Raw genomic sequence first — 21,910 nt, forward strand, 5'->3', positions numbered from 1 at the left:
CCGTTGGCCAACCCACCGTCTCGTGGGTCAACCCATCGGACGGGGGCTGGGCGGGGTCAACCTGGCCCGACACCGGCCCCATCTGGTGGGCTGACCCAGCCGTCGGTGGGTTGGCCAACTGCGTGCCGTTGGCCAACCCACCGTCTCGTGGGTCAACCCATCGGACGGGGGCTGGGCGGGGTCAACCCTGGGGTTGAGGTGTGGTTCCACCTGGGGGCGAACTGGGGGCTGACGTTCCGGGGGCCGGATCCGAGGAGTGTTGTCACCAGCAACGAACAACCTCCTCGGAAAGGAACTGAGAGATGTCGGCCGGAGTAGTGGTGGGGATCTTGGTAGGGCTGTGGGTGCTGTTCCGGGTCGTCGGCCGGCAGATCACCGGGTCGCTGGTCACGCAGCGGTCGCTGATGGTGATGCCGGCGATCCTGCTGATCATCGGCTTGCTGCCGCTGCCATCGGCGCTCGGTACGGCGTCGACCGGCGAGATCGCCTTCCTGGTGCTGGACTGCGTCGTACTGGTCGGGCTCGGACTGTCCCGCGGTGCGAGTCTGCACCTCACCCGGCGCGAGGACGGGCTGTACCAGAAGGGGACGGGCGCCACGCTCGCGCTCTGGATCGTGACGCTCGGGATCCGGGTCGGTGCCGCGTTCGCCGCGCCGGCGATCTGGCCGCACGGCACGCTGAACCACGCGACGCTCGCCCTGACCATCGGTCTCACCATCGCCGCACAGAACGCGATGATCTACCGCCGGGCGCTGAGCATGCACATCCCGCTCGCGGTCGAACGGGCATGATGACGGTATGACGTCGACGCTCAGGAGCCGGGTGCGGGCCGCCACCGCGCCTGGTCTCCTGATCCGTGCGATCCCGGGCGTACTGACGATCGGCACGCTGGTCTTCGCGGGCGGTGTGCCGGACCCGCACCGGCTGCCGTACCCGGTGATCCTCGTCCTCGCCCTACTTGTTGTCATCAGCAACTTCTCGCTCTTCGGTCTGCGGCACGGCGAGCCGCTGGGCAAGGCCACCTACGGGCTGCTGGTGTTCGCGGTCGCCGGATCGCTGCTGTGGTTCGCGCTGCCGCAGAGTCCCCTGATCGTGCTGCCGTTCTGGGTGTCCAGAGCGGCAGTTCGCTATCACCGGGCCGGGCCGCGCGAGATCGCGGTGGTCGTCATCGGTGTGGTGGGCGCCTCGGTGCCGCTGTACGTCACGAGCGGTTCGGTGGCCGGGGCAGTCGGGCCGGCGTTCGGGTTGGTGGCCCTGGTGCTGGCCTCGATCAACCGCCGGAACCGGGAGTCCCAGCTCGAGGACCTCGAAGTCTCGCTGGCCCGGAAACAGGCCGTGATCGAGGAACACGGCCGTGCCGCCGCCCTGGCCGAACGCGCCCGGATCGCCCGCGACGTGCACGACGTACTGGCGCATTCGCTGGCCGGCCTGTCGTTGAGCCTGCAAGGGGCGCGGTTGATGCTGATCCGGGACGGCGCGTCGCCCGAGGCGATCGAGCAGGTGACGCGGGCACAGGGGCTGGCGGTGGAAGGTCTGGCCGAGGCGAGACGTGCGGTTGCTGCGCTGCGTGAGGACGCGGTTCCCGACGTACGGGCGTTCGGCGATCTGGTCACGTCGTACCGGTTGGAGAGTGGGGCAGCGGCGGACTTCGAAGTGGAGGGGGAGGCGCGGGAGTTGTCCGCCGATGTGATGAGCACCCTGTACCGGACGCTGCAGGAGGCGCTGGCGAACACCCGCAAGCACGCGCCGGGCGCGCCGGTCGACGTACGGCTCCGGTACGGCGATGATGTCCGGCTGACCGTCGAGGACAGGCCGGGGAAGCGTCCGGCGCAGCCGACGCCCGGCGGCTATGGTCTGCTCGGGATGAAGGAACGGGCCGACCTCGTCGGTGGATCGGTCGAGGCCGGTCCGACGTCCGAGGGCTGGCGGGTAGAACTGAGGATTCCGGTATGAGTGCAGTGCGCGTCGTGGTCGCCGACGATCAGACTGTGGTCCGCGACGGCCTGGTCACGTTGCTCAAGCTGCTGCCAGGGATCGACGTGGTCGCGGCCGCGTCCGACGGCGAGGAAGCCGTGCGATTGGTTGCCGAGCACAACCCCGACGTCCTGCTCGTCGACCTGCGCATGCCGAAGTGCGACGGCGTGGAGGCGACCAGGCGGGTCCGCGCGGACCACCCCGAAACGGAGGTCGTCGTACTCACGACCTACAGCGACGACGACTCGGTGCTGTCCGCGTTGCGGGCCGGTGCGCGAGGGTTCCTCACCAAGGACGCGGACGCCGAGTCGATCGGGCGGGCCTTGCAGGCGGCCGCGGCCGGGCAGTCCATCCTCGACGCCGAGGTCCAGCGCCGCCTGATCGAAGGCGCCGCCACCCCGAAGCCCGCCGTCCTCGCCGGCTCGGGCCTCACTCCCCGCGAGATCGAGGTACTGCGCCTGATCGCGGACGGACTGTCGAACACGGAGATCGCCCGACAGTTGGTCGTCAGCGAGGCCACGGTCAAGACCCACATCAATCACCTCTTCGCCAAGGCCAACCTCCGCGACCGCGCCCAAGCCGTCGCCTACGCCTATCGCCTCGGTCTGGCCTAAGAGCTTCCGAGGTTCACGGATGCGAACTCCGTCTGATATACCGAACACGTGAGCGACGCTGACAGACCGCCGGCCGTGAAGTCGGCGGCTCGGACCGTGGAGCTGCTGGAGGCGCTGGCCCAGGCCCCCGGGCGGCTGACGCTGACTGAGCTGGCCAGCCGGCTCGGTTACCCGAAGTCCAGCATCCACATGCTGCTCCGGACGCTGGTCGGTGCCGGCTGGGTCGAGTCCGACGAGCGCGGTACGGCGTACGGCATCGGAGTCCGCGCGCTCCTCGTCGGGACCGCGTTCCTCGACCGCGACGTCGTCAACCAAGTCGCGACTGCACACCTTGCCGCGCTGCGTGCGTACCTCAACGAGACCGTTCATCTCGCCCGGCTCGACGGCGCCGACGTGGTCTATCTGGCCAGTCGCGAGTCGATGCACATCCTCCGCAGCGGGTCCTGGGTCGGTCGCCGGGTGCCCGCACATTCGAGCGCAATGGGACAAGTGCTGCTCGCACAGCTCTCGCCCGAGGAAGTCGAGGCGCGAGTCCCGACCGAACTCGCGGCGGAAACTCAGCACACGATCGCCGACCGGCAGGCGCTCGCGCGCGAGCTCCAGGACGTCCGCGTACGGCGCTGGGCCGCCGAGCGGGAGCAGGACGCCCTGGGCCTGGGGAGCATCGCGGTGGCGATACCGTTCGGCCGCCCGGCGGCGTACGGACTCAGCTGCTCGATCCCGCTGTCGCGGTTCACCGATGCCCACCAGCGAGACGTGGTCGAGGCGCTCCACCAGCATGCCGAGGAGATCGGCGGAACCTTGCGTCGACTGCCCAGCGCCTGAGCGCTGGACGTACGCCATTCACGTCGCCCGGGGAGTCCCGTGCGGCACGAACCGTTGACACATCCCGGCAGGCCGCCTACTTTTTCGTCGTCGTTCAACATTACAGACTTTGTTCATGTATGTGAACTCGCGAAGGGGCCGCCCCATGCACGGTTCGGTTCGGAAGGTGCTCGCGGTGGTCGCCGCCGGAGTGCTGGCCGCCGTTCAGCTGGGATCACCCGCGCAGGCGGCGAGTGATCCCGGGATCGTCTTCACCAACCCGGTCGCCGCCGATGGGATCACCGCCTGGCCCGGTGACCCGGACAAGACCCCGGAGCACGCGGCGTCGAGCCGGCTCGGGGTGCCGTGCTGGCAGGCCAGCAACGATCTGAAGGACCAGTACATCTACCTGAACATCGACGCGGCCCGGATCCCCGCCGGCGCCACCGACGCGGTGCTCACGGTCAATTACTTCGACACCCCGGGCCAGCAACTGAGCGCGCAGTACGACAGCGTCAGTTCGGCCTTCACACCGCTGCCCTGGTTCACCTTCCCCGGCACCGGCGCGTGGGCGACCACCCAGTTCCGGATGTCCGACGTCAACTTCCAGAACCGCGCGAACGGCGCCGACATCCGGCTGATGGCGAGCGCACCTGGTGGTGTGATCAGCTCGGTCTGCGTCTCGTCTGTCAGCATCTCGTTCGCGGACACGACTGGTATCACCGTCACCAACCAGAGCTTGGTGTTCCCCCAGGGATCGGGCAGCGTGACGCTCACCTCGACCGCGTCGTCGGTGGCCTGGAGCATCACCGACGACCAGTACCTCCCCGTTGCCTCAGGCAACACGACGACCGGCTCCGTCAACGTGGCGGCCCTCGGTCCCGGCTTCTACAACCTCCGCCTCACGGCCGGCCAGACGGTGGTCGGTACGACGCTCGCCGTCATCCCACCGCTGCCGGCCGGAATCCAGTCCCCCCAAGGCAAGTGGGGCGTGAACACCCACATGAACCACTACTACAACCTCAGTGGCGCCCTCATCCGCACCCTCGCCCTGGCCGGCTTCTCACACATCCGCGACAGCCTCGAGTGGACCCACGTGGAGTCCGGCTCACCCGGCAACTACACCGTCGAGCCGCAGTACGACGCGATGGTCGCGGACGCGAAGGCGAACGGCATCATCCCGCTGCTGGTGACCGGCTACCGCAACGCGCTGTACGACGGCGGGCACACCCCGAGCACCACGGCCGGTCTGGCCGGGTTCGGCCGGTACCAGAGCTTCTGGCTGAAGCACTTCGCCGGCACCACGAACGACATCGAGACCTACAACGAGTACTACCAGCCCGGCTTCAACGACAGCGCCTGTGGCATCACCGGCGCGTGCTTCCTGCAGCTGATCAAGGCGGCGTACCAGCAGACCCACGCGGACAACCCGAACGCGAACGTGATCGTCGACGTCGGCCCGAACAAGGGCGACACCTCGTTCCGCGACCAGTTGCTCTCGCTCGGCGGTCTGGCGTACATGGACTCGATCAACGCGCACATCTACACGTTCCCCGGCCCGGAGGGCGACCTGGACACCCAGATCCAGAACCTGCGCACCGCGGCGAACGCGCACGGCGGCGCCGGCAAGCCGCTCTGGATCAGCGAGGAGGGCTACCCGACCGCCGCCAGCTCCGGTGGCTCGATGCTCGACCAGGCCCGCAAGTCGATCCGCAACGACACGATCATGATCGCGAACGGTGTCAGCCAGTTCTACTGGTACGACGCCCTCAACGACGGCACAAACCTGGACGACAAGGAGAGCACCTTCGGCCTCCTGCAAGCACCGGCCGGACCGATCGCCGGGATGGCGCCGAAGCCGGGCCTGGTCGCCAAGGCGACCACGATCCGCGCACTCACCGGCCTCGCCTACAGCGGCCGCGACACCCTGGCCGCCCCGCTCTACTCGTACCGCTTCGGTTCGGGTACGTCGACCACCCGCGTGCTGTGGTCGACCGGCACCGGCTCCTCATCGGTGGAGCTCAGCACCACCAGCCCGCTCCAGGTCACCGACATGTACGGCCACAAGACCACGCTGACCCCGACGCAAGGCGTGGTGACGATGACGGTCGACCAGGACCCGGTCTTCGTGAAGGGCTCTGCAACCGGCGTTGCCGTCACGGCGTCGCCACAGGCGAAGGTTGCGGCCGCGGATCCGTCCAACTCGCAGGAGCCGACCGCGGTCACGGTGACGATCAAGGGCACGCCGTACAACGCCGGCCCGGCCGCCGTGACGGTGGCTGGCCAGACGAAGGGGGTCCTGGTGTTTCCGGGCCGGGACACCCAGGTCACCATCGCGGTCCCGGCAAGCGACACGCTCGGACCGCGGCACGTCGTCGCGACAGTCTCCCGGCTCGGGAGAACCACTGCCCGCTTGGTTGCCTGGACCACTGTCGAGCCGGCGACCAAGATCCGCGTCGTGCCGCAGCTCACCCAAGCTGCACCAGCCGGCCTCGGCGTCGAACTGACCAACACCAGGGCGAGCTCGTCCGCCACGATCCAGGACCTGACCTGGACGATCGCCGGCCAGCACGGAACAGCCGGCGCCGGCCAGTCGATAGAACCGGGGCAGAAGGCAACGATCAGCATCCCGGTCACCGGACTGGTGCCCTGGAAGGCATACGCCTACACCGTCGACCTCACCACGTCCGACGGCAACAAGGTCTCCGCCAAGGGCACTACCGCGTTCGATCCGATCGTGCCCTCGGCAACGACTCCGGCCAGCTCGATCAACCTGGCGACCGACGCCAGTTGGCTCGCGTTCACCCGCCCGTGGGGTGGCGCCGCCGACCTGTCCGGCTCGGCCAATTTCCAGTACGACGCCACCGGGCTGACCGTCAACGCGGCCGTCACCGACGACGTGTTCGCGCAGACCGAGACCGCGCCGAACCTGTGGCGGGGTGACGGCCTGCAGTTCGCGATCAGCAACGGGCTGCCCGGCGAGAACGCGACCGCCACCGAGATCGGCGCCGCCCTCCTGCCGACCGGACCGGCCGTCTACAGCTTCGGCACCTCGGACGGCAGTCCGGCGGGAACCACACCGGGCGCCACCGCCGCGATCACGCGCGCCGACGGCGTCACGTCGTACCGGGTGAAGGTGCCGTGGGCGGCGCTCGGGTTCCAGACCGCGCCGGCCGGCCCGATCGCGATGTCCCTTGCCCTGAACGAGAACGACGGCACCGGGCGGGCCGGGGCGCTGCAGTGGGCGAGCGGCATCGTCACCGGCAAGACCACCACCTTGTTCCTCCCTGGAACGTTCACCAGCTAGCAGAAGGAGTAACTGTGCAGACCACACGACGGAGGGCGGGAACGGTCGCCGCGCTGGTGATCACCACCTGCCTCGCGGCCACCGCCTGCTCGTCATCGGGATCCGGGAGCGCTGCAGACAGCGGCGACGGCACGGTCACGATCACGGTCGGGCAGAAGCCGACGCCCGACCAGGCCGCCGCACTGAAGACGTGGACAGACCGGGTCGCCGAGTTCGAGAAGGCGAACCCGAACATCAAGATCGAGGGCTCGGAGTACGGGTACGACGTTCAGACCTTCCAGGCCGACCTGGCCGCGGGGACGCTGCCGACCGTGGTCGCGATCCCGTACACCGACGTGCAGGGTCTGATCGAACGCAAGCAACTCGCCGAGATCACCGACGTGGTGAAGGCGTCACCCATCGGCAGCAAGATCAACCCTGAGGTGCTGAAGACGGTCCAGGACTCCAGCGGCAAGATCTTCGGGTTGCCGGTGCAGGCGTACACGATGAGCCTCAACTACAACCGCGCGCTGTTCAAGCAGGCCGGGCTCGACCCGGACAAGCCGCCGGCCACCTGGGCCGAGGTGCGGACGGACGCGAAGGCGATCGCGGACAAGACCGGCAAGGCCGGCTACTCGATGATGACCACCGGCAACACCGGCGGCTGGGTCCTCACCGCGATGACCTACACGTACGGCGGGACGATCGAGAAGGTGGATGGCGGCAAGGCCTCGGCCGCCTTCAACGACGCACCGATGAAGAACGCGCTGACCGCCCTGCAGGAGATGCGCTGGACCGACAACTCGATGGGCAGCAACTTCCTGTTCAACCAGAAGCAGCTGCAGCAGGAGTTCGCCGGCGGCAAGGTCGGAATGTACATCGGTGCGCCGGGCGACTACCGCGACGAGGTCACGACGATGGGCGGCAAGGGTGAGGACATCGGCGTCGCGCCGCTGCCGCTGGACTCGCCGGACGGCGGCACGCTGACCGGTGGCGCCGTACAGATGTTCAACCCGAAGGCGTCGAAGGCGCAGGTCGAGGCCGCGGTGAAGTGGGCGGAGTTCTTCTGGCTGGAGAAGTTCACCGACCAAGACCATGCCGTCACGGACGCGAAGACCGCGAACGCGGACAAGCAGTACTCCGTCGGGCTGCCGATGCTGTGGCTGTTCGACGACGCGTCGCAACAGCAGTACAACGCCTGGATCAAGCCGTACGTGAACACGGTCCAGGCGAACTTCACGCCGTACACGAGCAAGGCGGCTTCGCTGAAGCTGATGATCGAGCCGCCGGTGGCCGGGCAGAAGGTGTACGCGAGCCTCGACTCCGTCGTACAGACCGTGCTGACCAAGAAGGACACCGACATCGGCAAGCTGCTCGGCGACTCGTCGAAGACAGTCGACGGGCTGCTGACCAACCCGTGAGAGGACGTACGACGAAGTGGGTCCGGCACGGCGGGATCAGTACCTTGGTGTTCCTGATCCCGACGTTGCTGGTCTTCGGGTTGTTCTCCTGGTGGCCGATCGCCCGGGGCCTGGTCCTCGCGTTCCAGCAGACGAACCTGATCACTCCGGCGGAGTGGGTCGGCTTCGACAACTTCCGTAAGGTCCTCGCCGACCCGCTGCTGTTCACCGCTGTCCGCAACACTGCCTGGTTCGCACTGCTGGCGTTGGTGTTCGGCTATCCCGCGCCGCTCGCACTCGCGGTCTTCGTTCGCGAACTGCGTCGCGGCCGGGCGTTGTTCTCGGTGCTCGCCTACCTGCCGGTGGTGCTTCCGCCGGTGGTGGCGATCCTGCTCTGGCGGGTGTTCTACGACGCGAGCGACGAGGGCCTGTTCAACACGCTGGCCCGGGGCATCGGTCTCGGTCCGTTCCAGTGGTTGCAGGACGCCCACTGGGCCATGCCCAGCATCGTGCTGGAGGCCACCTGGGCCAACGCCGGGGCGACGATGATCATCTACCTGGCCGCCTTGTCCGGCGTACGCGCGGATCTCTACGAGGCGGCGGAGATCGACGGGGCCTCGATCTGGCGGCGGGTGGTGCACGTGACCTTGCCACAGTTGCGGACGATCCTGCTGATCACGTTGCTGCTGCAGATCATCGGGACCTTCCAGGTGTTCACCGAGCCGTTCCTGTTCACCGGTGGCGGGCCGGCGAACGCGACGACGACGATCCTGCTGCTGCTGTACAACTACGCCTTCATCAACGGCGACTACGGCGAGGCGACGGCGTTGTCGGTCCTGCTGGCGATCTTCCTCGGCCTGCTGTCGCTGCTGTACTTCCGGCTGACACGGCGCTGGAGCACGACATGAGCGCCCGGGGCGAGGACCGCGGTCTGATCTCCGCGGCGGACCGGCGCCGTCCGCTCGTACGCTGGACGTTCGGCAGCGGTCAGGTGCTGATCCTGGTCCTGCTCGCACTGGCCGGCCTCGGGCCGATCCTGTGGCTGGCCAAAGCGGCCATCTCGCAGCCTCACGACCTCGCGTCGAACCCACTCGGTCTGTGGTCCGGGCACCCGCAGTGGCAGAACATCGAGACGGCCTGGTCCCGCCTCCGGGTCGGTCCCGCGCTGATCAACACGGTCTGGATCGCCCTCGGCAACTGGGCGGTGTCGGTGCTGGTGGCAACGACCGGCGGCTATGCGCTGGCGATCCTGCGGCCGAGGTACGCCAAGATCATCGACGGCGCCCTGCTGGCAACGCTGTTCATCCCCGGTGTCATCTCGCTGGTGCCGCTCTACCTGACAGTGATCGACGTGCCGATCGTCGGCGGGACGTTGATCAACACCTACTGGGCGATCTGGCTGCCGGCCGGTGCGAGTGCGTTCAACGTGATCATCACCGGACGGTTCTTCGCGCAACTGCCGGCCGAACTGTTCGAGGCGGCCAGGATCGATGGCGTCGGCAACTTCCGGATGTTCACCTCGCTGGTGCTGCCGCTGTCCGGGCCGATCATCGGCGTGGTGTCGCTGCTGTCGATCATCGCCGCCTGGCGCGAGTACCTCTGGCCGAAGCTGGTCCTGCCGGACCGGACCAAGCAGCCGTTGTCGGTGATGCTGCCGTCGATCCGCGACAACGTGCAGATCAACCTGTTCATGGCCGGACTGCTGATCTCGGTGGTGCTGCCGATCATCATCTTCCTGCTCTTCCAGCGCTACTTCCTCCGCGGGGCCGGTCTGGCCGGCGGGATCAAGGGCTGACCATCAACCTCGAAGGAGAACGCGTGACGGTGACCCGGGTGCTCGTGACGGGGGCGAGCGGCATGATCGGTCATGCCGTCGTCGGCGATCTGGTTGCCCAAGGCATCTTTGTAACCGCATTGGACCGGATCGAGCCGGACGGACTGCCGGCCGATCGGATGGTGATCGGGGACGCCCGCGACCCGGCCGCGGTCGACGAGGCGATGGCCGATGCGGATGCGGTGATCCACCTGGCCGGACTGGCCTCGCCGGGTCACGGTACGCCGTTCGAGGTCTTCGGCGGCAACACCCGTGCGACCTTCGTCGTGCTGGAGGCGGCCGGCCGGCGAGGGATACGGCGGGTCGCGCTGAGCAGCAGCTACTCGATCACCGGGTTGCCGTTCGCGGCCGGGATCCGGCACCCGGCGTACCTGCCGGTGGACGAGAACCTGCCGGTGCAGATCGAGGACCCGTACGGGCTGTCCAAGCAGGTCGACGAGGCGACCGCGGTGATGATGACGCGGCGACACGGTCTGACGGTGGTCGCGCTGCGCCTGCCGTTCGTCGCCGACGACAGGCGTCGGCGCGATCGGCTCGCGGCGACCACGGCCGACCCGCTCTACGGATCAGCCGAGCTCTGGGCGTACCTCGATCTCCGCGACGCCGCCCGGGCCTTGCGGTTGGCCATCACCGCGCCGGTGTCCGGGTTCCACGCCGTACTGGTTGCCGCCCCGCAGACGTTGGCGCCGTACCCGACCGACGAACTGCTGGCGCGGTACCACCCGACGGTCCCGGTCCGGCGGGCACTGCTCGGACGCGCGGTACCGATGGACCTGTCCCGGGCTCGCGACCTGCTCGGGTTCACCGCGGAGCATCAGGTCGAGCTCGACCTCCGGCCGCTCCCCGTCGACTTCACCCGGGTCGCCGGGTAACGAAAGGAGGACAGCTATGCCCTTGTTCGACAAGCCACTGCCGGAGTTGCGCGAGTATCGCCCCGAGCGCAGTGAGCCGGCCGACTTCGACCTGTTCTGGCGGGACACCTTGGCCAAGGCCGAGACCGATCCGCTCGAGCCGGCGTTCGTCCGGTACGACGCCGGGCTGTCGACCGTGGATGTGTGGGACATCCGGTTCACCGGGTTCGGTGGGCATCGGATCGCGGGGTGGTTCCTGGCGCCGCGTGACGTGGCCGGACCGCTGCCGACGGTGGTGCAGTACCTCGGCTACCAGGGTGGGCGGAACTGGCCGATCGACTGGCTCGTGTACCCGGCCGCCGGGTACGCCGTACTCGTGATGGACACGCGGGGCCAGGGGACCGACACCGCCGATCCCGATCCAGGGGCGAACCCGCAGGTGCCCGGATTCCTCACCCGCGGACTCGTCGACCGGGACTCCTACTACTACCGGCGCGTGTTCACCGACGCGGTCCGCGCGGTGGACGCGGCGCGGAGTCACCCGATCGCCGACCCGGCCCGGATGGTCGTCGCCGGCGGCAGTCAAGGGGGCGGGATCGCGCAGGCAGTGGCCGGGCTGCGGACGGACGTCGCCGCGGCGTTGATCGACGTACCGTTCCTGACGCACTTCCGGCGGGCGGCCGAGATGGTGGCCAAGACCGGGTACGGCGAGATCGCCGACTACCTCGCCCGTCGGCGGGTGCCGCCCGAGGACGTGTTCGGCGTACTCGACTACTTCGACGGGGTGAACCTCGCGGCTCGGGCGACGGCTCCGGCGCGGTACTCGGTCGCGTTGATGGACGCGGTCTGCCCGCCGTCGACGGTGTTCGCGGCGTACAACCACTACCGCGGCCCGGCGGAGATCGACGTCTGGCCGTTCAACGGCCATGAGGGCGGCGCTCAGGTGCAGCGGATGCGGCAGCTGCGATGGCTGGGGGAGACGCTGTAGCTTGCGGGCGCCCGGGGGCGACCCTATTGTCGACGTATGAAGAGTTCTGCAGATGTGCAGGGCAGCGCGGCGATCGACGCCTGCACCGTCCGGGTCGTCGACCCGGAGCGGGTGGCGAGCGTCAATGCCAGGATGCCGGGGGAGGACGACATCGTCGACACCGCCGATGTCTTCAGCCTGCTCGGCGATCCGCGCCGGCTGAAGCTGCTGGTCGCGCTGCTCGACGGCGAACTGTGCGTCTGCGACCTCGCCGCGGTGACCGGGCTGAGCGAGTCCGCGACCTCGCACGCGCTCCGGCTGCTGCGCGCCCACCGCGTGGTCGCCGTACGGCGGGACGGCCGGATGGCGTACTACCGCCTGGACGACGCACACGTGCGGATGCTGGTCGACCTCGCCGTCGCGCACACCGAACACACCGACGCGATCCACCCGGAGAGGTCCGGCGCATGACGGCCGAAGCACACGGCCACGGCCACGGGCACGGTGTAAGCACAGAAGCGGACCGGAAGCTGCTCAGCGGCGCGCTCGCGCTGATCGTCGGCTTCATGGTGGCCGAGGTCCTGGTCGGGCTCGCGGCCGGATCGCTGGCCCTGATCACCGACGCGGCGCACATGCTCACCGACGCGATCGCGATCGTGCTCGCGCTGATCGCGATCCGGCTCGCCGCCCGTCCGCCGGCCGGTGGGTTCACGTACGGCTTCAAGCGGGTCGAGATCCTGTCCGCCCAGGCGAACGGGATCACGCTGCTCCTGCTGGCGGCGTACTTCGTTTATGAAGCGGTCAGCCGGATGATCGATCCGCCCGAGGTGAAGGGCGGGCTGGTCCTGATCACCGGCGTCGTCGGCATCGTGGTCAACCTGCTGGCCGCCTACCTGATCAGCAAGGCGAACCGCTCCAGCCTGAACGTCGAGGGTGCGTTCCAGCACATCCTCAACGACCTCTTCGCGTTCATCGCGACGGCCATCGCGGGTCTCGTCGTCCTGCTCACCGGCTTCGCCCGCGCCGACGCGATCGCCGCGCTGGTAGTAGCCACGCTGATGCTGAAGGCGGGCATCTCGCTGGTCCGCGACTCGGGCCGGATCTTCCTCGAGGCCGCGCCGGCCCGGATCGACCCACAGGCCCTCGGCGCGGAGTTGTGCGCGGTCGAAGGTGTGGTCGAGGTCCACGACCTGCACGTTTGGGAAATCACGTCCGGTGAGCCGGCCGCGTCCGCGCACATCCTGGTCGCCCAAGGGCTCGACTGCCACCAGATCCGGGTCAAGGTCGAGGCGCTACTGGCCGAGCGTCATCAGCTGACGCACTCGACCCTGCAGGTAGACCATGCCTCCGGCAACGACCGCGACGCCCACTGCAGCGACGCCCACGGCACCGTGCACCGCTCGGTCACAGCCGCTGGGTCAGGACCTGACCCGGCCATTCCCAGTCATTGACCGGTACGGAGAACTCCACGTCCCGGACGAATCCCTGCTTCTCGTAGTACCGAACCAGTGCGCCGTCCCCGCCCGCGAAGCAGTCCACCCGGATCAACCCGACACCGGCCTCCCGCGCCAGCATCCGCGCGTGGTCGAGCAGTTCGGCACCGATGCCACGACCCGCGAAGGCCCGATCCGTCACCAACAGCCGGACGTACAGCTCCGGCTCGTCCACAGTTGGCACGTACGACATCGCCGGCCCGACCGCGAGCGCCCCGACCACCCGGCCGTCCGCCTCGGCCACCCACAGCCCGTCGTCGGCGAACCCGGTGATCTGCGCGACCCGGCGCGGATTGGTCGAATGCGCCTCCGTGCCCCACTGATCCGTCCGTCCCTGGGCGACCAGCCACTCGGTCGCCCCGTCGAGCAGCGCCAGCACCGCCGGTACTTCGTCCCGCCCCGCGTGGCGGATGGTGATCTGCACGAAACTCAGAATAGTTCGGGAGACCATGTCGAAACCGGTCCACCGGCCTCTACCTCAAGGTGTAGAGAGGAGCTCACCATGAGCGGCAAGACCCAGAAGCTGGACAAGACCTTCACCGCACCGCTGCAGAAGAGCCCGGCCAAGGGCGGCTGGACCTACCTGCAGATGCCCGGCTCGGCGGAGTACTTCGGCACCCGCGGGCTGGTCAAGGTCCGCGGCACGATGGACGGCCACCCGTTCGAGAGCTCGTTCATGGCGCTCGGCGACGGCACCCACAAGCTGCCGGTCAAGGGCGACCTGCGGGACCGGCTGGGCAAGGAACCGGGCGACGAGATCACCGTTCACCTGCAGGAACGCCTCGGCTGAACCGGTTAGGCCCGGGCGCGTGACCGGGGCCACAGTCCGGTTGAGAGCGTGGTCACGGGCGGTCATGTCCTGAGTAAGGACTCTGTGAAGAATCAGTCCTGACGGGCCGCACGGGTGTGGATCATCCGGCGCCGGACCGTAAGTTCGGTGCGGGTGGTCAGTCGAGGTCAGGAGTGAACGAAGTGCAACGGGGCTCACGGGGTACGCCGTCGGCGTGCCCGAAACCAACTGTGCCGGGGTCGTCGTGACGACACTGAACAAGATTCTCGCCATCGCCGGGACCGTGCTGGTCCTCGGCGGGCTGGCGCTCGGCTTCCGGTCGGTCTCGGCCGGTGGCACGGACTGCGGTTCGGCCTTCCAGCCGGCCGGTGGGGTCACTCCGATGGCGTGCGACGGTGCCCTGAACAGCGCGGGCACCCTGGTCACGATCGTGCTCAGCGCCGGCGTGCTGTGCCTGATCGCGGCGGTCACGGTCCGGGTTGTCCTCGCCAGGGTCGTCCGCGCCAAGGTGAACGCCTGAATTCAGGTGCAGGCAGCAGATGGTCGCGGCAGACTGCGGCAGTGACTGTCGAAGCATTCCGGTTGGATGTGCCGGAGACCGAACTGGCGGATCTGCGCGCTCGGCTGGACCTGGTCCGGTGGCCGGACCAGTTACCTGGCACCGGCTGGGAGTACGGCGTACCGCTGGCTCATCTGCAGGAACTGGTCGAGTACTGGCGGCATGAGTACGACTGGCGCCGGGCCGAGGCGCGACTCAACGAGTGGCCGCAGTACACCACCACGATCGACGGCGCGAACGTGCACTTCGCCCACCTCCGCTCCCCGGAGCCGGACGCGACACCGCTGATCATCACCCACGGCTGGCCAGGTTCGATCGTCGAGTTCACCGAGATCGCCGGGCCGTTGTCCAACCCGCGCGCGTACGGCGGTGACCCCGCGGACGCGTTCCACCTGGTCATCCCGAGCATCCCGGGCTTCGGGCTGTCCGGTCCGACCCGGGAGACCGGCTGGGAACTGCTCCGGGTCGCCGACGCGTGGTCGGCCCTGATGTCCCGGCTCGGCTACGACCGGTACGGCGTACAGGGTGGCGACTGGGGTGGCGGGATCTCGCGGGAGCTCGGGCGGATCCACGCCGACGAGGTGATCGGCGTACACCTCAATCTCATCCCCGGAGGCGGAGCGACCTCCGAGCCGACGCCGGCGGAACTGGAGCCGCTCGACGCCGCCGAGCGCGAACGCACCTGGGCGTCGTGGCGACGCTTCCAGCACTGGACGAAGGAACTGCAGGGGTACGCCGACCTGCAGATGACGCGACCGCAGACGGTCGCCTACGCGCTGACCGACTCACCGGTGGGGCAGCTGGCGTGGATCGTGGAGAAGTTCGAGGCGTGGTCCGACCCCGCCAGCACGATCGACCGCGACCTCCTGCTGACCAACGTGATGCTCTACTGGCTCACCCGTACGGCGGGATCGTCCGGCCGGATCTACTACGAACGGGCCCACGCGCCGTACTGGGGTCAGCCGGCCGAGCCGTCCACCACCCCGACCGCCCTGCTCGACCTGGCGTACGACAACTTCATCCCGCTCCGGCACAAGGTCGCCCGCACCGACAACGTGGTCCGCTGGACCAGTCATCCGCACGGCGGCCACTTCGCCGCGCTCGAACAGCCGGACGTCCTGGTGGCCGACATCCGGGCCTTCTTCCGGTCGCTGGGTTGAGCCGAACTATGTTTACCGCATGAGTTTCACCGGTTTCCCGGCGGCGGCGCTGGACTTCTACGACGACCTCGAGATGGACAACAGCAAGACCTACTGGACGGCGCACAAGCAGGTCTACGAGGAGTCGGTGAAAGCGCCGATGACCGCCTTGCTCGCGGAGCTCGAGCCGGAGTTCGGTCCGGCGAAGCTGTTCCGGCCGTATCGCGATGTCCGGTTCGCGCGGGACAAGTCGCCGTACAAGACGCACCAAGGTGCGTTCATCGACGTGGCTCCGTCGACCGGCTGGTACATCCAGGTGGCGGCGCCGGGTGTGCGGGTCGCGGCCGGCTTCTACGAGGCGAGCTCGGAACGGCTGGCCCGGGTCCGGGCCGCGATCGACGACGACCGGCGCGGCAAGCAGCTCGAGAAGCTGCTGGCCAAACTGACCGCGACCGGTTGGACGGTCGGCGGCGACAAGCTGAAGACGAGCCCGCGCGGCTACGACCCGGAGCACCCCCGGATCGACCTGCTCCGGCACAAGTCCCTGACGGTCAGCAAGTCCTACGGGTTCGAGCCGGTCATCCACACGCCGGAGCTGGCGGCGCTGATCCGCGCGGACTGGAAGGCGACCAGATCGCTGCTCACCTGGCTGTCGGACAACTCCTGAGGGCACCGGTCACCGGAGCGTCAGGCGTCGTACTCCTTGAGCGCCTTGGCCAGGATGTCGCGGGTCTGGTTCGGCGGCGGAGCCGCGACGCACAGGGCTTCCATCGTGCCCGTGTAGGTGTCGAGATCCTCGGGCTTGTCCAGGTACAGCGCACTGGTCAGGTGCTCGATGTAGACGATGTCCGGCAGGTCCTGCTCCGGGAACCGGAGGATGCTGTACGCGCCACCGGTCGCGGGGTGGCCGCCTGAGCCGAACTCCACCACCTGCAGCGTGACGTTCGGCATGTAGCTCGCCTCGAGCAGATACTCCAGCTGCGCCTGCATCGCCTTCTTCCCGCCGATCGGCCGGCGCAGCACGGACTCGTCGATGACGGCCCACAAACGCACCGGGTCGGGCCGGGTGAGGACCTGCTGACGGTTCACCCGCAGCGAGACGCGGCGCTCGATCTCCTCGGCGGGAATCAGGCCGCGGCCGAGCTGCACGACGGCACGCACGTACTCCGGCGTCTGCAGCAGGCCTGGCACGAACTGGAGCTCGTAACTACGGATCAGCTGGGCGACGGCTTCGAGGTCGAGGTAGGAGTGGAACCAGCTGGGCAGCACATCGCCGAACCGGTGCCACCAGCCCGGGTTGTTCGCATCGCGGGCCAGTGCCAGCAGCCGCTCGCGCTCCTCGCTGTCGTCCAACCCGTAGAGACTGAGGAGGTCGCTGACGTCGCGTTCCTTGAAGCCGACGCGGCCCAGCTCCATCCGGCTGACCTTCGACTCCGACGACCGGATCTCCCACCCGGCGTCAGACCGGCTGATCCCCGCTGCGTCCCGCATCCGCCGCAGATGCGCTCCGAGGATGATTCGAAGCGCGGTCGGTCCGCTGTGTGCGCCCGACTTTGTCACACCCACCTCCACGCCCCAGCAGCTCTCACCAGCGACAACTCGCCCGCAGGTGCACATCATCGCACGCTGGCGAGGCAATCTGCCGGAGTTCTTACATAAGGCCCGCCGATCCGGCGGATCCCATCACGCAGAGTAGCGCCTGTCTGATGACCAACGAGAACTTTGTCAGGACAAAAGTGGCGCCGAATCGTCGACGAACGCCGTTCGAAACGTGCTGATCGAGGTGCCGACAGGCGGGCGAAGGGCCGATTTGGGTATCGAATCGGAAAACGTGCGGATGCACGTGCATCGGGCGCTTGCATTCGCAGCGTGCCGACGCCATGATTGATTCATGCACAGAAGGTGAGCTGGATCTCGCGAATCGTGACCTCGCGTGATGTAGCAGGCCGGTCCTACAGGCCGCCAACGGCCCCCCCGTTGGCATGACTGGTTGGGGAACCCGAGTCGATGAACGACGACGACAGTGAGGCAGCCGAGTACACCGCCGACATCGCCGGTGGCCGCGCGCCCGACGAGCTGACGGAGCGGGAGATCCAGGCACTGGTCGCGCGTTGCCCTGAGCAACAGCGCTGGGCCTTCGAGGGCTGGCTGCGCGGCGTGCGCCATCTCGACGGCGACCCGATCGTGAGCCTGGCCCCATGAACACCGAGCGAGCAGCAGGAGGACGGAAGATGGTGCGGATCTGGCTGGGCGACCACCTGATCGCCGAGTACACCGCGGAGCCGGACCGCGCCTCGCGGTACCAGCGCGTGATGACGCCGAAGTTCACCGGATTGCGAATCACCGTTGACAATGCGGCCGGCGGCGCGGCCTCCGAGCTGCCGCGCAGCGAGCAGCTCTGGCCGCTCACCGTTCAGTAGGCCCACCGCCCCGAACAGCACCGAAGGCCGGCTCCTCACCGAGGGGCCGGCTTTCGTCGTTCTCTGAGGTCGTACGCCGCTTGTGCGGATCGAGGGCTCTTTGGATTACGTCGACGCGCGAAGGCGGCTCGGATCGCCGCACAGCGTCGTACGCGGACTCTCCGCAAACAGGAAGAGGCCCCTTCGTCACTCGCCTGGCGAAGGGGCCTCTGCTTCCGTGTGACGGTTAGACGAGGTCGTCGAACTCACCGTCGTGAACGCCGCCGAGGAATGCCTCGATCTCGGCCTTCGTGAACACCAGCGCCGGGCCATCGGTGTGGCGCGAGTTCCGCATCGCCACCCCACCACCCTGGAGCTTCGCCACCTCTACGCAGTTGCCGTTCGGGCCACTCCGCTGGCTCTTCCGCCAGATCAGCTCGCTGTTCGCGTCGCCGGGCATGCCGTTGTAGACAGCAGTCATCAGCTGCACCTTCCGTACGTCCTTGGCATATGCACGTGCATTTGGCCTTGCATTTGCATCGTACACCGTCCGTGCTCGGGTGTCCGCCCCCTTACGTCCTGTGATCGTGTCGCCGTCAAACACCCGTTGGGACCCTGTTTCGGTCGCGATCGGTGACCGAATGTCGCGCCGGGGCGGTGGCGTAGCGGAAGTGACTGGTGGTGGCGCAGTAGTACTGAGTGGCAGTGGCTCAGCAGTAGGCGCAGTAGTAGTGGTGAGCGCCGACTGATGTGTGCGCCTCGGTGCGGCCCGGCCCCGAGGTGGACGTGGCGCCGGGTGGCTGGGTTTGTCCGGACGTAGGCGTGATCCGAAAAGCCTTCTCTTATTGACGAATCAAGGAGTCGGGGCGATTTCCGGATCAAGACGGGCGCAGCGCCGATCCGGCGTTCCGGCAGGTCCGCACCTGTCCTACGATGGCAAGCACAATTCCCCCGACACGAAGGCTGCGCCGATGGCGACTCCCGACGGTCCGGATTCGAATCCGGGCTTCGACACTTCCCAACCGACCATCGCTCGCGTCTACGACGCTCTGCTCGGTGGCAAGGACAACTTCGCTGCCGACCGCGAAGGCGCGGCTCTGTACCTGAAGTACGTTCCGGACGCCGGTCGTTGCGCGATCGAGAACCGCGAGGCCCTGGTCAAGGGCGTTCACTACCTCGTCCGCGAGGCGGGGATCGACCAGTTCCTCGACATCGGCAGCGGCCTACCGACGCAGAAGAACACCCACGAGGCGGCCCAGGAGATCAATCCGAACGCGCGGGTCGCGTACGTCGACAACGACCCGATCGTGCTGGCGCACGGCCGCGCGTTGCTGGCGACCAACAACAGCACGATCGTGGTCACCGCCGACCTGCGTGATCCGCAGGGCATCCTGGGCAACGAGGAAATCAAGACGCACCTGGACTTCAGCCGTCCGATGGCGCTGATGATCGTCGGCATCCACATGCACTTCCACGATGACGAGAAGCCCGACGAGTGGGTGCGCACCATCATGGACACGCTCGCCCCCGGCAGCTACCTGTTCATCACCGACTTCGTCGACACCGGTGAGCCGCTGCAGAAGGGGATGGAGCGGGCCGGCCTGGAGAGCCTCGGCAACGGGTGGATCCGGACCCCGGAGCGGATCGAGCAGCACTTCCTCGGGATGCCGCTCGTGCCGCCGGGCGTCGACTTCCTGGCCCGGTGGTTCCCGGAGGACCCCGACGGAGACGTGCCGGCCGTGGAGGACCTGGAGCCGTACCAGCGGATCCTGATGGCAGGCCTGGCCAAGAAGGCCTGACCGGTCACTGCGAGACGAAGGCGCGCATCCCACGGGATGCGCGCCTTTCGCATGTATGCATGCGATCGCGGTCGGTGGGGTACCGGGTTCTCGCAGGCATGACCGTGGTTCAGCGAAGTGCCACGCCGTGACGACAGTCGCGAGGTCATACCCATGACGAGCACCACTGCTGTTGACCGGGCCGCCCGGGAGGCGGCCACCCGGAACCTGATGGAACGCCGGGACGCCAGCACCGACGAAGTCGAGCGGCAGCGGCTGCTCGAAGAGGTCGTCGAACTCAACCTCGCAATGGCCCAGGGGATCGCGCGCCGGTTTCGCGGCCGCGGCGCCGAGGCCGACGACCTGGAGCAGGTCGCGTATCTGGGGTTGGTGAAAGCCGCCCATCACTACCGGCTCGACGCGGACACACCGTTCATCGGGTTCGCGGTCCCGACCATCCGGGGCGAGGTGAAGCGGTACTTCCGCGACTGTGCCTGGACCGTACGGATCCCGCGCCGGCTACAAGAGATGCAAGGCACGATCGCTGCCAAGCTTCCGTTGCTCGAGCAGAAGCTCAACCGGGAGCCGACGCCAGCCGAGATCGCCGAACACCTCGCGGTCGAGGTCGACGAGGTCGAGCAGGCGCTGGCCGCGAAGGGCTGTTTCAATGTGCTGTCGCTGGATCGGCCTGCCGACGCGGACGCGGAGCTGACTCTGGCCGACGTCGTCGCGGATGAAGAGGACGGCAGCATCGACCAACTGGAAGCGGTCGAGATGCTGCAGCCGGTTCTTTCGGATCTCGGCGAGCGCGAGCGGCGGATCCTGCAGTTGCGGTTCGTCGAGGGCTGGACCCAGTCCGAGATCGGCCGCGACATCGGCGTCAGCCAGATGCAGGTGTCCCGGGTCCTGCGCAAGATCCTCGACGACCTGCGCGGTAAACTCACCCCGCTCCCTGCCGCTGCCTAGCTCTTTGCCAGCGGCAACCTCAGATCGGCGTGCCCTGGTGGCAATACAGCCACCAGGTGCCGCCGGTCGGGCGCGCCAGCTGGAGCTCCGCCGACCCTTGCAGCTGGGGCCCGCAACAGACTCAACTCGGCGGCTGTCAGTCGTTCGTTCCACCGGCCTGGTTCGACTCGCCTGTCGTTGGTTGTTACCCAGGGTGCGGAGTGACTGCACAATGGGGGAGAGCAAGGGGATGGAGTCGTTGGTCTTGGCGTTCCGGATGATTCGAACGGTGCCCGCGGATGCGGTCGCCATCGTGCGCGCGTACCCGCCGATGGTGATCTGCTTCGCGGCCGCACTGACCGGGACGGCATTGGTCTTCGACGTCTTCTATCTGGTCGCGAGCCCCGGACTGACACTCGCGCTGGTCTATACGGTGCCGGTGCTGGCCGGGTTGATCGCCGGGCTGGTGGCCGCGGCCGACGACGTCGGGCTGGAACGACGTGTCCTGCTGCGGACCGTCGGCCTTGCTGTTGCCCTAGGCATCACCAACTCGATCCTGGTCGCGATGCTCGCAGCGATGCGCCGGACCGATCCGTCGAACTGGCGAGCCGGTGGGCAGTCGGTGCTGTTCGCCGGCGGCACGGTGCTCGCGGTGGCCTTGTCGATCGTTGCCACTCACAAGCTGATCGATGCGCTGGGCATCGAGATGCGGACCAAGTTGCGGCGCCGTCGCCCGGTCCGGATCCCGATCGCTGCGGTTGCGGTGGCGGCGCCCCGGGTGAGTAAGGAGTCGGCCGCTCGCGCCAAGCCTGTGCATGCACCGCCACCCCCTCCTCCGCCTGACGACGAGGAGACCATTGAGGTCTTCGTCCCACCACCGCCGCGTGTGGTCGACCTCGACGAGGCCCGCCCGGTCTCCTCCGCACCGATCTCCAGCGGTCACGCCGACCGGCTCACCCCGCCTCCACGGCGCACGGTGTCCCGCCGTACGAACAAACCGGGCAGACGCCCGGGCACCTGACCGACGCGGCGGTCGGGGAGATCGCCCGGGCTGACACACTGGGGGGGGGCTTCTCG

The 21,910-nt window shown here is 68.1% G+C and carries 24 protein-coding genes; 21 read left to right on the plus strand and 3 right to left on the minus strand.

Annotated features, from left to right (window positions below; all coding sequences use genetic code 11):
* Positions 1–320: 320 nt before the first annotated feature.
* The 12 genes from ACIBG5_RS30885 (at position 321) to ACIBG5_RS30940 (ending at position 13,181) form a co-directional block, all read left to right on the plus strand.
* A complete protein-coding gene (locus ACIBG5_RS30885) occupies positions 321–791 on the plus strand; it encodes a hypothetical protein (RefSeq protein ID WP_396395019.1) in 471 nt (156 codons plus the stop codon).
* Between the two features lie 7 nt (positions 792–798).
* Positions 799–1,953, plus strand: a complete 1,155-nt coding sequence (locus ACIBG5_RS30890) for a sensor histidine kinase (RefSeq protein WP_396395020.1) — start codon at positions 799–801, stop codon at positions 1,951–1,953.
* Positions 1,950–2,588 (plus strand): response regulator, encoded by a 639-nt coding sequence (locus ACIBG5_RS30895; protein ID WP_396395021.1) that lies wholly within the window; start codon positions 1,950–1,952, stop codon positions 2,586–2,588. Before ACIBG5_RS30890 ends, ACIBG5_RS30895 begins: the two co-directional genes overlap by 4 nt.
* 48 nt (positions 2,589–2,636) lie before the next feature.
* On the plus strand, positions 2,637–3,413 hold the full coding sequence (locus tag ACIBG5_RS30900; protein ID WP_396395022.1) for an IclR family transcriptional regulator: 777 nt from the start codon (positions 2,637–2,639) through the stop codon (positions 3,411–3,413).
* Positions 3,414–3,558: 145 nt separating this feature from the next.
* Positions 3,559–6,699: a sugar-binding protein gene (locus tag ACIBG5_RS30905; protein ID WP_396395023.1), complete on the plus strand. Its 3,141-nt coding sequence runs from the start codon at positions 3,559–3,561 to the stop codon at positions 6,697–6,699.
* Positions 6,700–6,713: 14 nt separating this feature from the next.
* Positions 6,714–8,099 (plus strand): extracellular solute-binding protein, encoded by a 1,386-nt coding sequence (locus ACIBG5_RS30910; protein WP_396395024.1) that lies wholly within the window; start codon positions 6,714–6,716, stop codon positions 8,097–8,099.
* Positions 8,096–8,986 (plus strand): sugar ABC transporter permease, encoded by an 891-nt coding sequence (locus ACIBG5_RS30915; protein WP_360456867.1) that lies wholly within the window; start codon positions 8,096–8,098, stop codon positions 8,984–8,986. Before ACIBG5_RS30910 ends, ACIBG5_RS30915 begins: the two co-directional genes overlap by 4 nt.
* The gene (locus ACIBG5_RS30920) at positions 8,983–9,873 is read left to right on the plus strand and encodes a carbohydrate ABC transporter permease (protein ID WP_396395025.1); all 891 of its coding nucleotides are present in this window, start codon (positions 8,983–8,985) and stop codon (positions 9,871–9,873) included. The genes ACIBG5_RS30915 and ACIBG5_RS30920 overlap by 4 nt, the downstream gene beginning before the upstream one ends.
* Positions 9,874–9,896: 23 nt before the next feature.
* A complete protein-coding gene (locus tag ACIBG5_RS30925; protein WP_396395026.1) occupies positions 9,897–10,784 on the plus strand; it encodes an NAD-dependent epimerase/dehydratase family protein in 888 nt (295 codons plus the stop codon).
* A 16-nt stretch (positions 10,785–10,800) separates the two neighbouring features.
* A complete protein-coding gene (locus tag ACIBG5_RS30930; protein WP_396395027.1) occupies positions 10,801–11,751 on the plus strand; it encodes an acetylxylan esterase in 951 nt (316 codons plus the stop codon).
* A 36-nt stretch (positions 11,752–11,787) separates the two neighbouring features.
* On the plus strand, positions 11,788–12,201 hold the full coding sequence (locus ACIBG5_RS30935; protein ID WP_396395028.1) for an ArsR/SmtB family transcription factor: 414 nt from the start codon (positions 11,788–11,790) through the stop codon (positions 12,199–12,201).
* The gene (locus ACIBG5_RS30940; RefSeq protein WP_396395029.1) at positions 12,198–13,181 is read left to right on the plus strand and encodes a cation diffusion facilitator family transporter; all 984 of its coding nucleotides are present in this window, start codon (positions 12,198–12,200) and stop codon (positions 13,179–13,181) included. The genes ACIBG5_RS30935 and ACIBG5_RS30940 overlap by 4 nt, the downstream gene beginning before the upstream one ends.
* On the opposite strand, the gene ACIBG5_RS30945 is transcribed toward ACIBG5_RS30940, so the two are convergent.
* A complete protein-coding gene (locus ACIBG5_RS30945; protein WP_396395030.1) occupies positions 13,135–13,647 on the minus strand; it encodes a GNAT family N-acetyltransferase in 513 nt (170 codons plus the stop codon). The two genes, ACIBG5_RS30940 and ACIBG5_RS30945, sit on opposite strands and share 47 nt — an antisense overlap.
* Before the next feature lie 78 nt (positions 13,648–13,725).
* On the opposite strand from ACIBG5_RS30945, the gene ACIBG5_RS30950 reads away from it, so the two are divergent.
* The 4 genes from ACIBG5_RS30950 (at position 13,726) to ACIBG5_RS30965 (ending at position 16,378) form a co-directional block, all read left to right on the plus strand.
* A complete protein-coding gene (locus ACIBG5_RS30950; RefSeq protein ID WP_360456888.1) occupies positions 13,726–14,013 on the plus strand; it encodes a DUF1905 domain-containing protein in 288 nt (95 codons plus the stop codon).
* 214 nt (positions 14,014–14,227) lie between these two features.
* Positions 14,228–14,533 (plus strand): hypothetical protein, encoded by a 306-nt coding sequence (locus ACIBG5_RS30955; RefSeq protein WP_393387748.1) that lies wholly within the window; start codon positions 14,228–14,230, stop codon positions 14,531–14,533.
* A 41-nt stretch (positions 14,534–14,574) separates the two neighbouring features.
* Positions 14,575–15,732 (plus strand): epoxide hydrolase family protein, encoded by a 1,158-nt coding sequence (locus ACIBG5_RS30960; protein WP_396395031.1) that lies wholly within the window; start codon positions 14,575–14,577, stop codon positions 15,730–15,732.
* Positions 15,733–15,751: 19 nt separating this feature from the next.
* Positions 15,752–16,378: a DUF2461 domain-containing protein gene (locus tag ACIBG5_RS30965; RefSeq protein ID WP_396395032.1), complete on the plus strand. Its 627-nt coding sequence runs from the start codon at positions 15,752–15,754 to the stop codon at positions 16,376–16,378.
* A 20-nt stretch (positions 16,379–16,398) separates the two neighbouring features.
* Here the strand turns inward: ACIBG5_RS30965 and ACIBG5_RS30970 are convergent, their stop codons facing one another.
* Positions 16,399–17,271 (minus strand): helix-turn-helix domain-containing protein, encoded by an 873-nt coding sequence (locus tag ACIBG5_RS30970; RefSeq protein ID WP_396395033.1) that lies wholly within the window; start codon positions 17,269–17,271, stop codon positions 16,399–16,401.
* 447 nt (positions 17,272–17,718) lie between these two features.
* Here ACIBG5_RS30970 and ACIBG5_RS30975 point away from each other — a divergent pair, with 447 nt between their 5' ends.
* The gene (locus tag ACIBG5_RS30975) at positions 17,719–17,913 is read left to right on the plus strand and encodes a hypothetical protein (protein WP_396395034.1); all 195 of its coding nucleotides are present in this window, start codon (positions 17,719–17,721) and stop codon (positions 17,911–17,913) included.
* Positions 17,910–18,131 carry a hypothetical protein gene (locus ACIBG5_RS30980; protein WP_238163377.1) on the plus strand — a complete coding sequence of 74 codons (222 nt, stop codon included), beginning with the start codon at positions 17,910–17,912 and terminating at the stop codon, positions 18,129–18,131. The genes ACIBG5_RS30975 and ACIBG5_RS30980 overlap by 4 nt, the downstream gene beginning before the upstream one ends.
* 226 nt (positions 18,132–18,357) lie before the next feature.
* On the opposite strand, the gene ACIBG5_RS30985 is transcribed toward ACIBG5_RS30980, so the two are convergent.
* Positions 18,358–18,591, minus strand: coding sequence for a DUF397 domain-containing protein (locus ACIBG5_RS30985; RefSeq protein WP_360456902.1), 234 nt, complete (start codon positions 18,589–18,591; stop codon positions 18,358–18,360).
* Positions 18,592–19,081: 490 nt separating this feature from the next.
* Here ACIBG5_RS30985 and ACIBG5_RS30990 point away from each other — a divergent pair, with 490 nt between their 5' ends.
* From ACIBG5_RS30990 to ACIBG5_RS31000, 3 genes are all read left to right on the plus strand, one after another.
* The gene (locus ACIBG5_RS30990; protein WP_396395035.1) at positions 19,082–19,909 is read left to right on the plus strand and encodes an SAM-dependent methyltransferase; all 828 of its coding nucleotides are present in this window, start codon (positions 19,082–19,084) and stop codon (positions 19,907–19,909) included.
* Positions 19,910–20,062: 153 nt separating this feature from the next.
* Positions 20,063–20,854, plus strand: coding sequence for a SigB/SigF/SigG family RNA polymerase sigma factor (locus ACIBG5_RS30995; protein WP_396395036.1), 792 nt, complete (start codon positions 20,063–20,065; stop codon positions 20,852–20,854).
* A gap of 229 nt (positions 20,855–21,083) precedes the next feature.
* Positions 21,084–21,854 carry a hypothetical protein gene (locus ACIBG5_RS31000; protein ID WP_396395037.1) on the plus strand — a complete coding sequence of 257 codons (771 nt, stop codon included), beginning with the start codon at positions 21,084–21,086 and terminating at the stop codon, positions 21,852–21,854.
* The last annotated feature ends 56 nt before the right edge of the window (positions 21,855–21,910 follow it).

It is taken from the genome of Kribbella sp. NPDC050241 (assembly GCF_044459685.1).
Lineage (GTDB): Bacteria > Actinomycetota > Actinomycetes > Propionibacteriales > Kribbellaceae > Kribbella.

Excerpts from the sequence above, each read along its gene's own strand:
- ACIBG5_RS30890 (WP_396395020.1), top strand. The coding sequence starts at position 799 with ATGACGTCGACGCTCAGGAGCCGGGTGCGGGCCGCCACCGCGCCTGGT.
- ACIBG5_RS30895 (WP_396395021.1), top strand. The coding sequence starts at position 1,950 with ATGAGTGCAGTGCGCGTCGTGGTCGCCGACGATCAGACTGTGGTCCGC.
- ACIBG5_RS30905 (WP_396395023.1), top strand. The coding sequence starts at position 3,559 with ATGCACGGTTCGGTTCGGAAGGTGCTCGCGGTGGTCGCCGCCGGAGTG.
- ACIBG5_RS30920 (WP_396395025.1), top strand. The coding sequence starts at position 8,983 with ATGAGCGCCCGGGGCGAGGACCGCGGTCTGATCTCCGCGGCGGACCGG.
- ACIBG5_RS30930 (WP_396395027.1), top strand. The coding sequence starts at position 10,801 with ATGCCCTTGTTCGACAAGCCACTGCCGGAGTTGCGCGAGTATCGCCCC.
- ACIBG5_RS30935 (WP_396395028.1), top strand. The coding sequence starts at position 11,788 with ATGAAGAGTTCTGCAGATGTGCAGGGCAGCGCGGCGATCGACGCCTGC.
- ACIBG5_RS30940 (WP_396395029.1), top strand. The coding sequence starts at position 12,198 with ATGACGGCCGAAGCACACGGCCACGGCCACGGGCACGGTGTAAGCACA.
- ACIBG5_RS30950 (WP_360456888.1), top strand. The coding sequence starts at position 13,726 with ATGAGCGGCAAGACCCAGAAGCTGGACAAGACCTTCACCGCACCGCTG.
- ACIBG5_RS30965 (WP_396395032.1), top strand. The coding sequence starts at position 15,752 with ATGAGTTTCACCGGTTTCCCGGCGGCGGCGCTGGACTTCTACGACGAC.
- ACIBG5_RS30975 (WP_396395034.1), top strand. The coding sequence starts at position 17,719 with ATGAACGACGACGACAGTGAGGCAGCCGAGTACACCGCCGACATCGCC.
- ACIBG5_RS30980 (WP_238163377.1), top strand. The coding sequence starts at position 17,910 with ATGAACACCGAGCGAGCAGCAGGAGGACGGAAGATGGTGCGGATCTGG.
- ACIBG5_RS30985 (WP_360456902.1), bottom strand. The coding sequence starts at position 18,591 with ATGACTGCTGTCTACAACGGCATGCCCGGCGACGCGAACAGCGAGCTG.
- ACIBG5_RS30990 (WP_396395035.1), top strand. The coding sequence starts at position 19,082 with ATGGCGACTCCCGACGGTCCGGATTCGAATCCGGGCTTCGACACTTCC.
- ACIBG5_RS30995 (WP_396395036.1), top strand. The coding sequence starts at position 20,063 with ATGACGAGCACCACTGCTGTTGACCGGGCCGCCCGGGAGGCGGCCACC.
- ACIBG5_RS31000 (WP_396395037.1), top strand. The coding sequence starts at position 21,084 with ATGGAGTCGTTGGTCTTGGCGTTCCGGATGATTCGAACGGTGCCCGCG.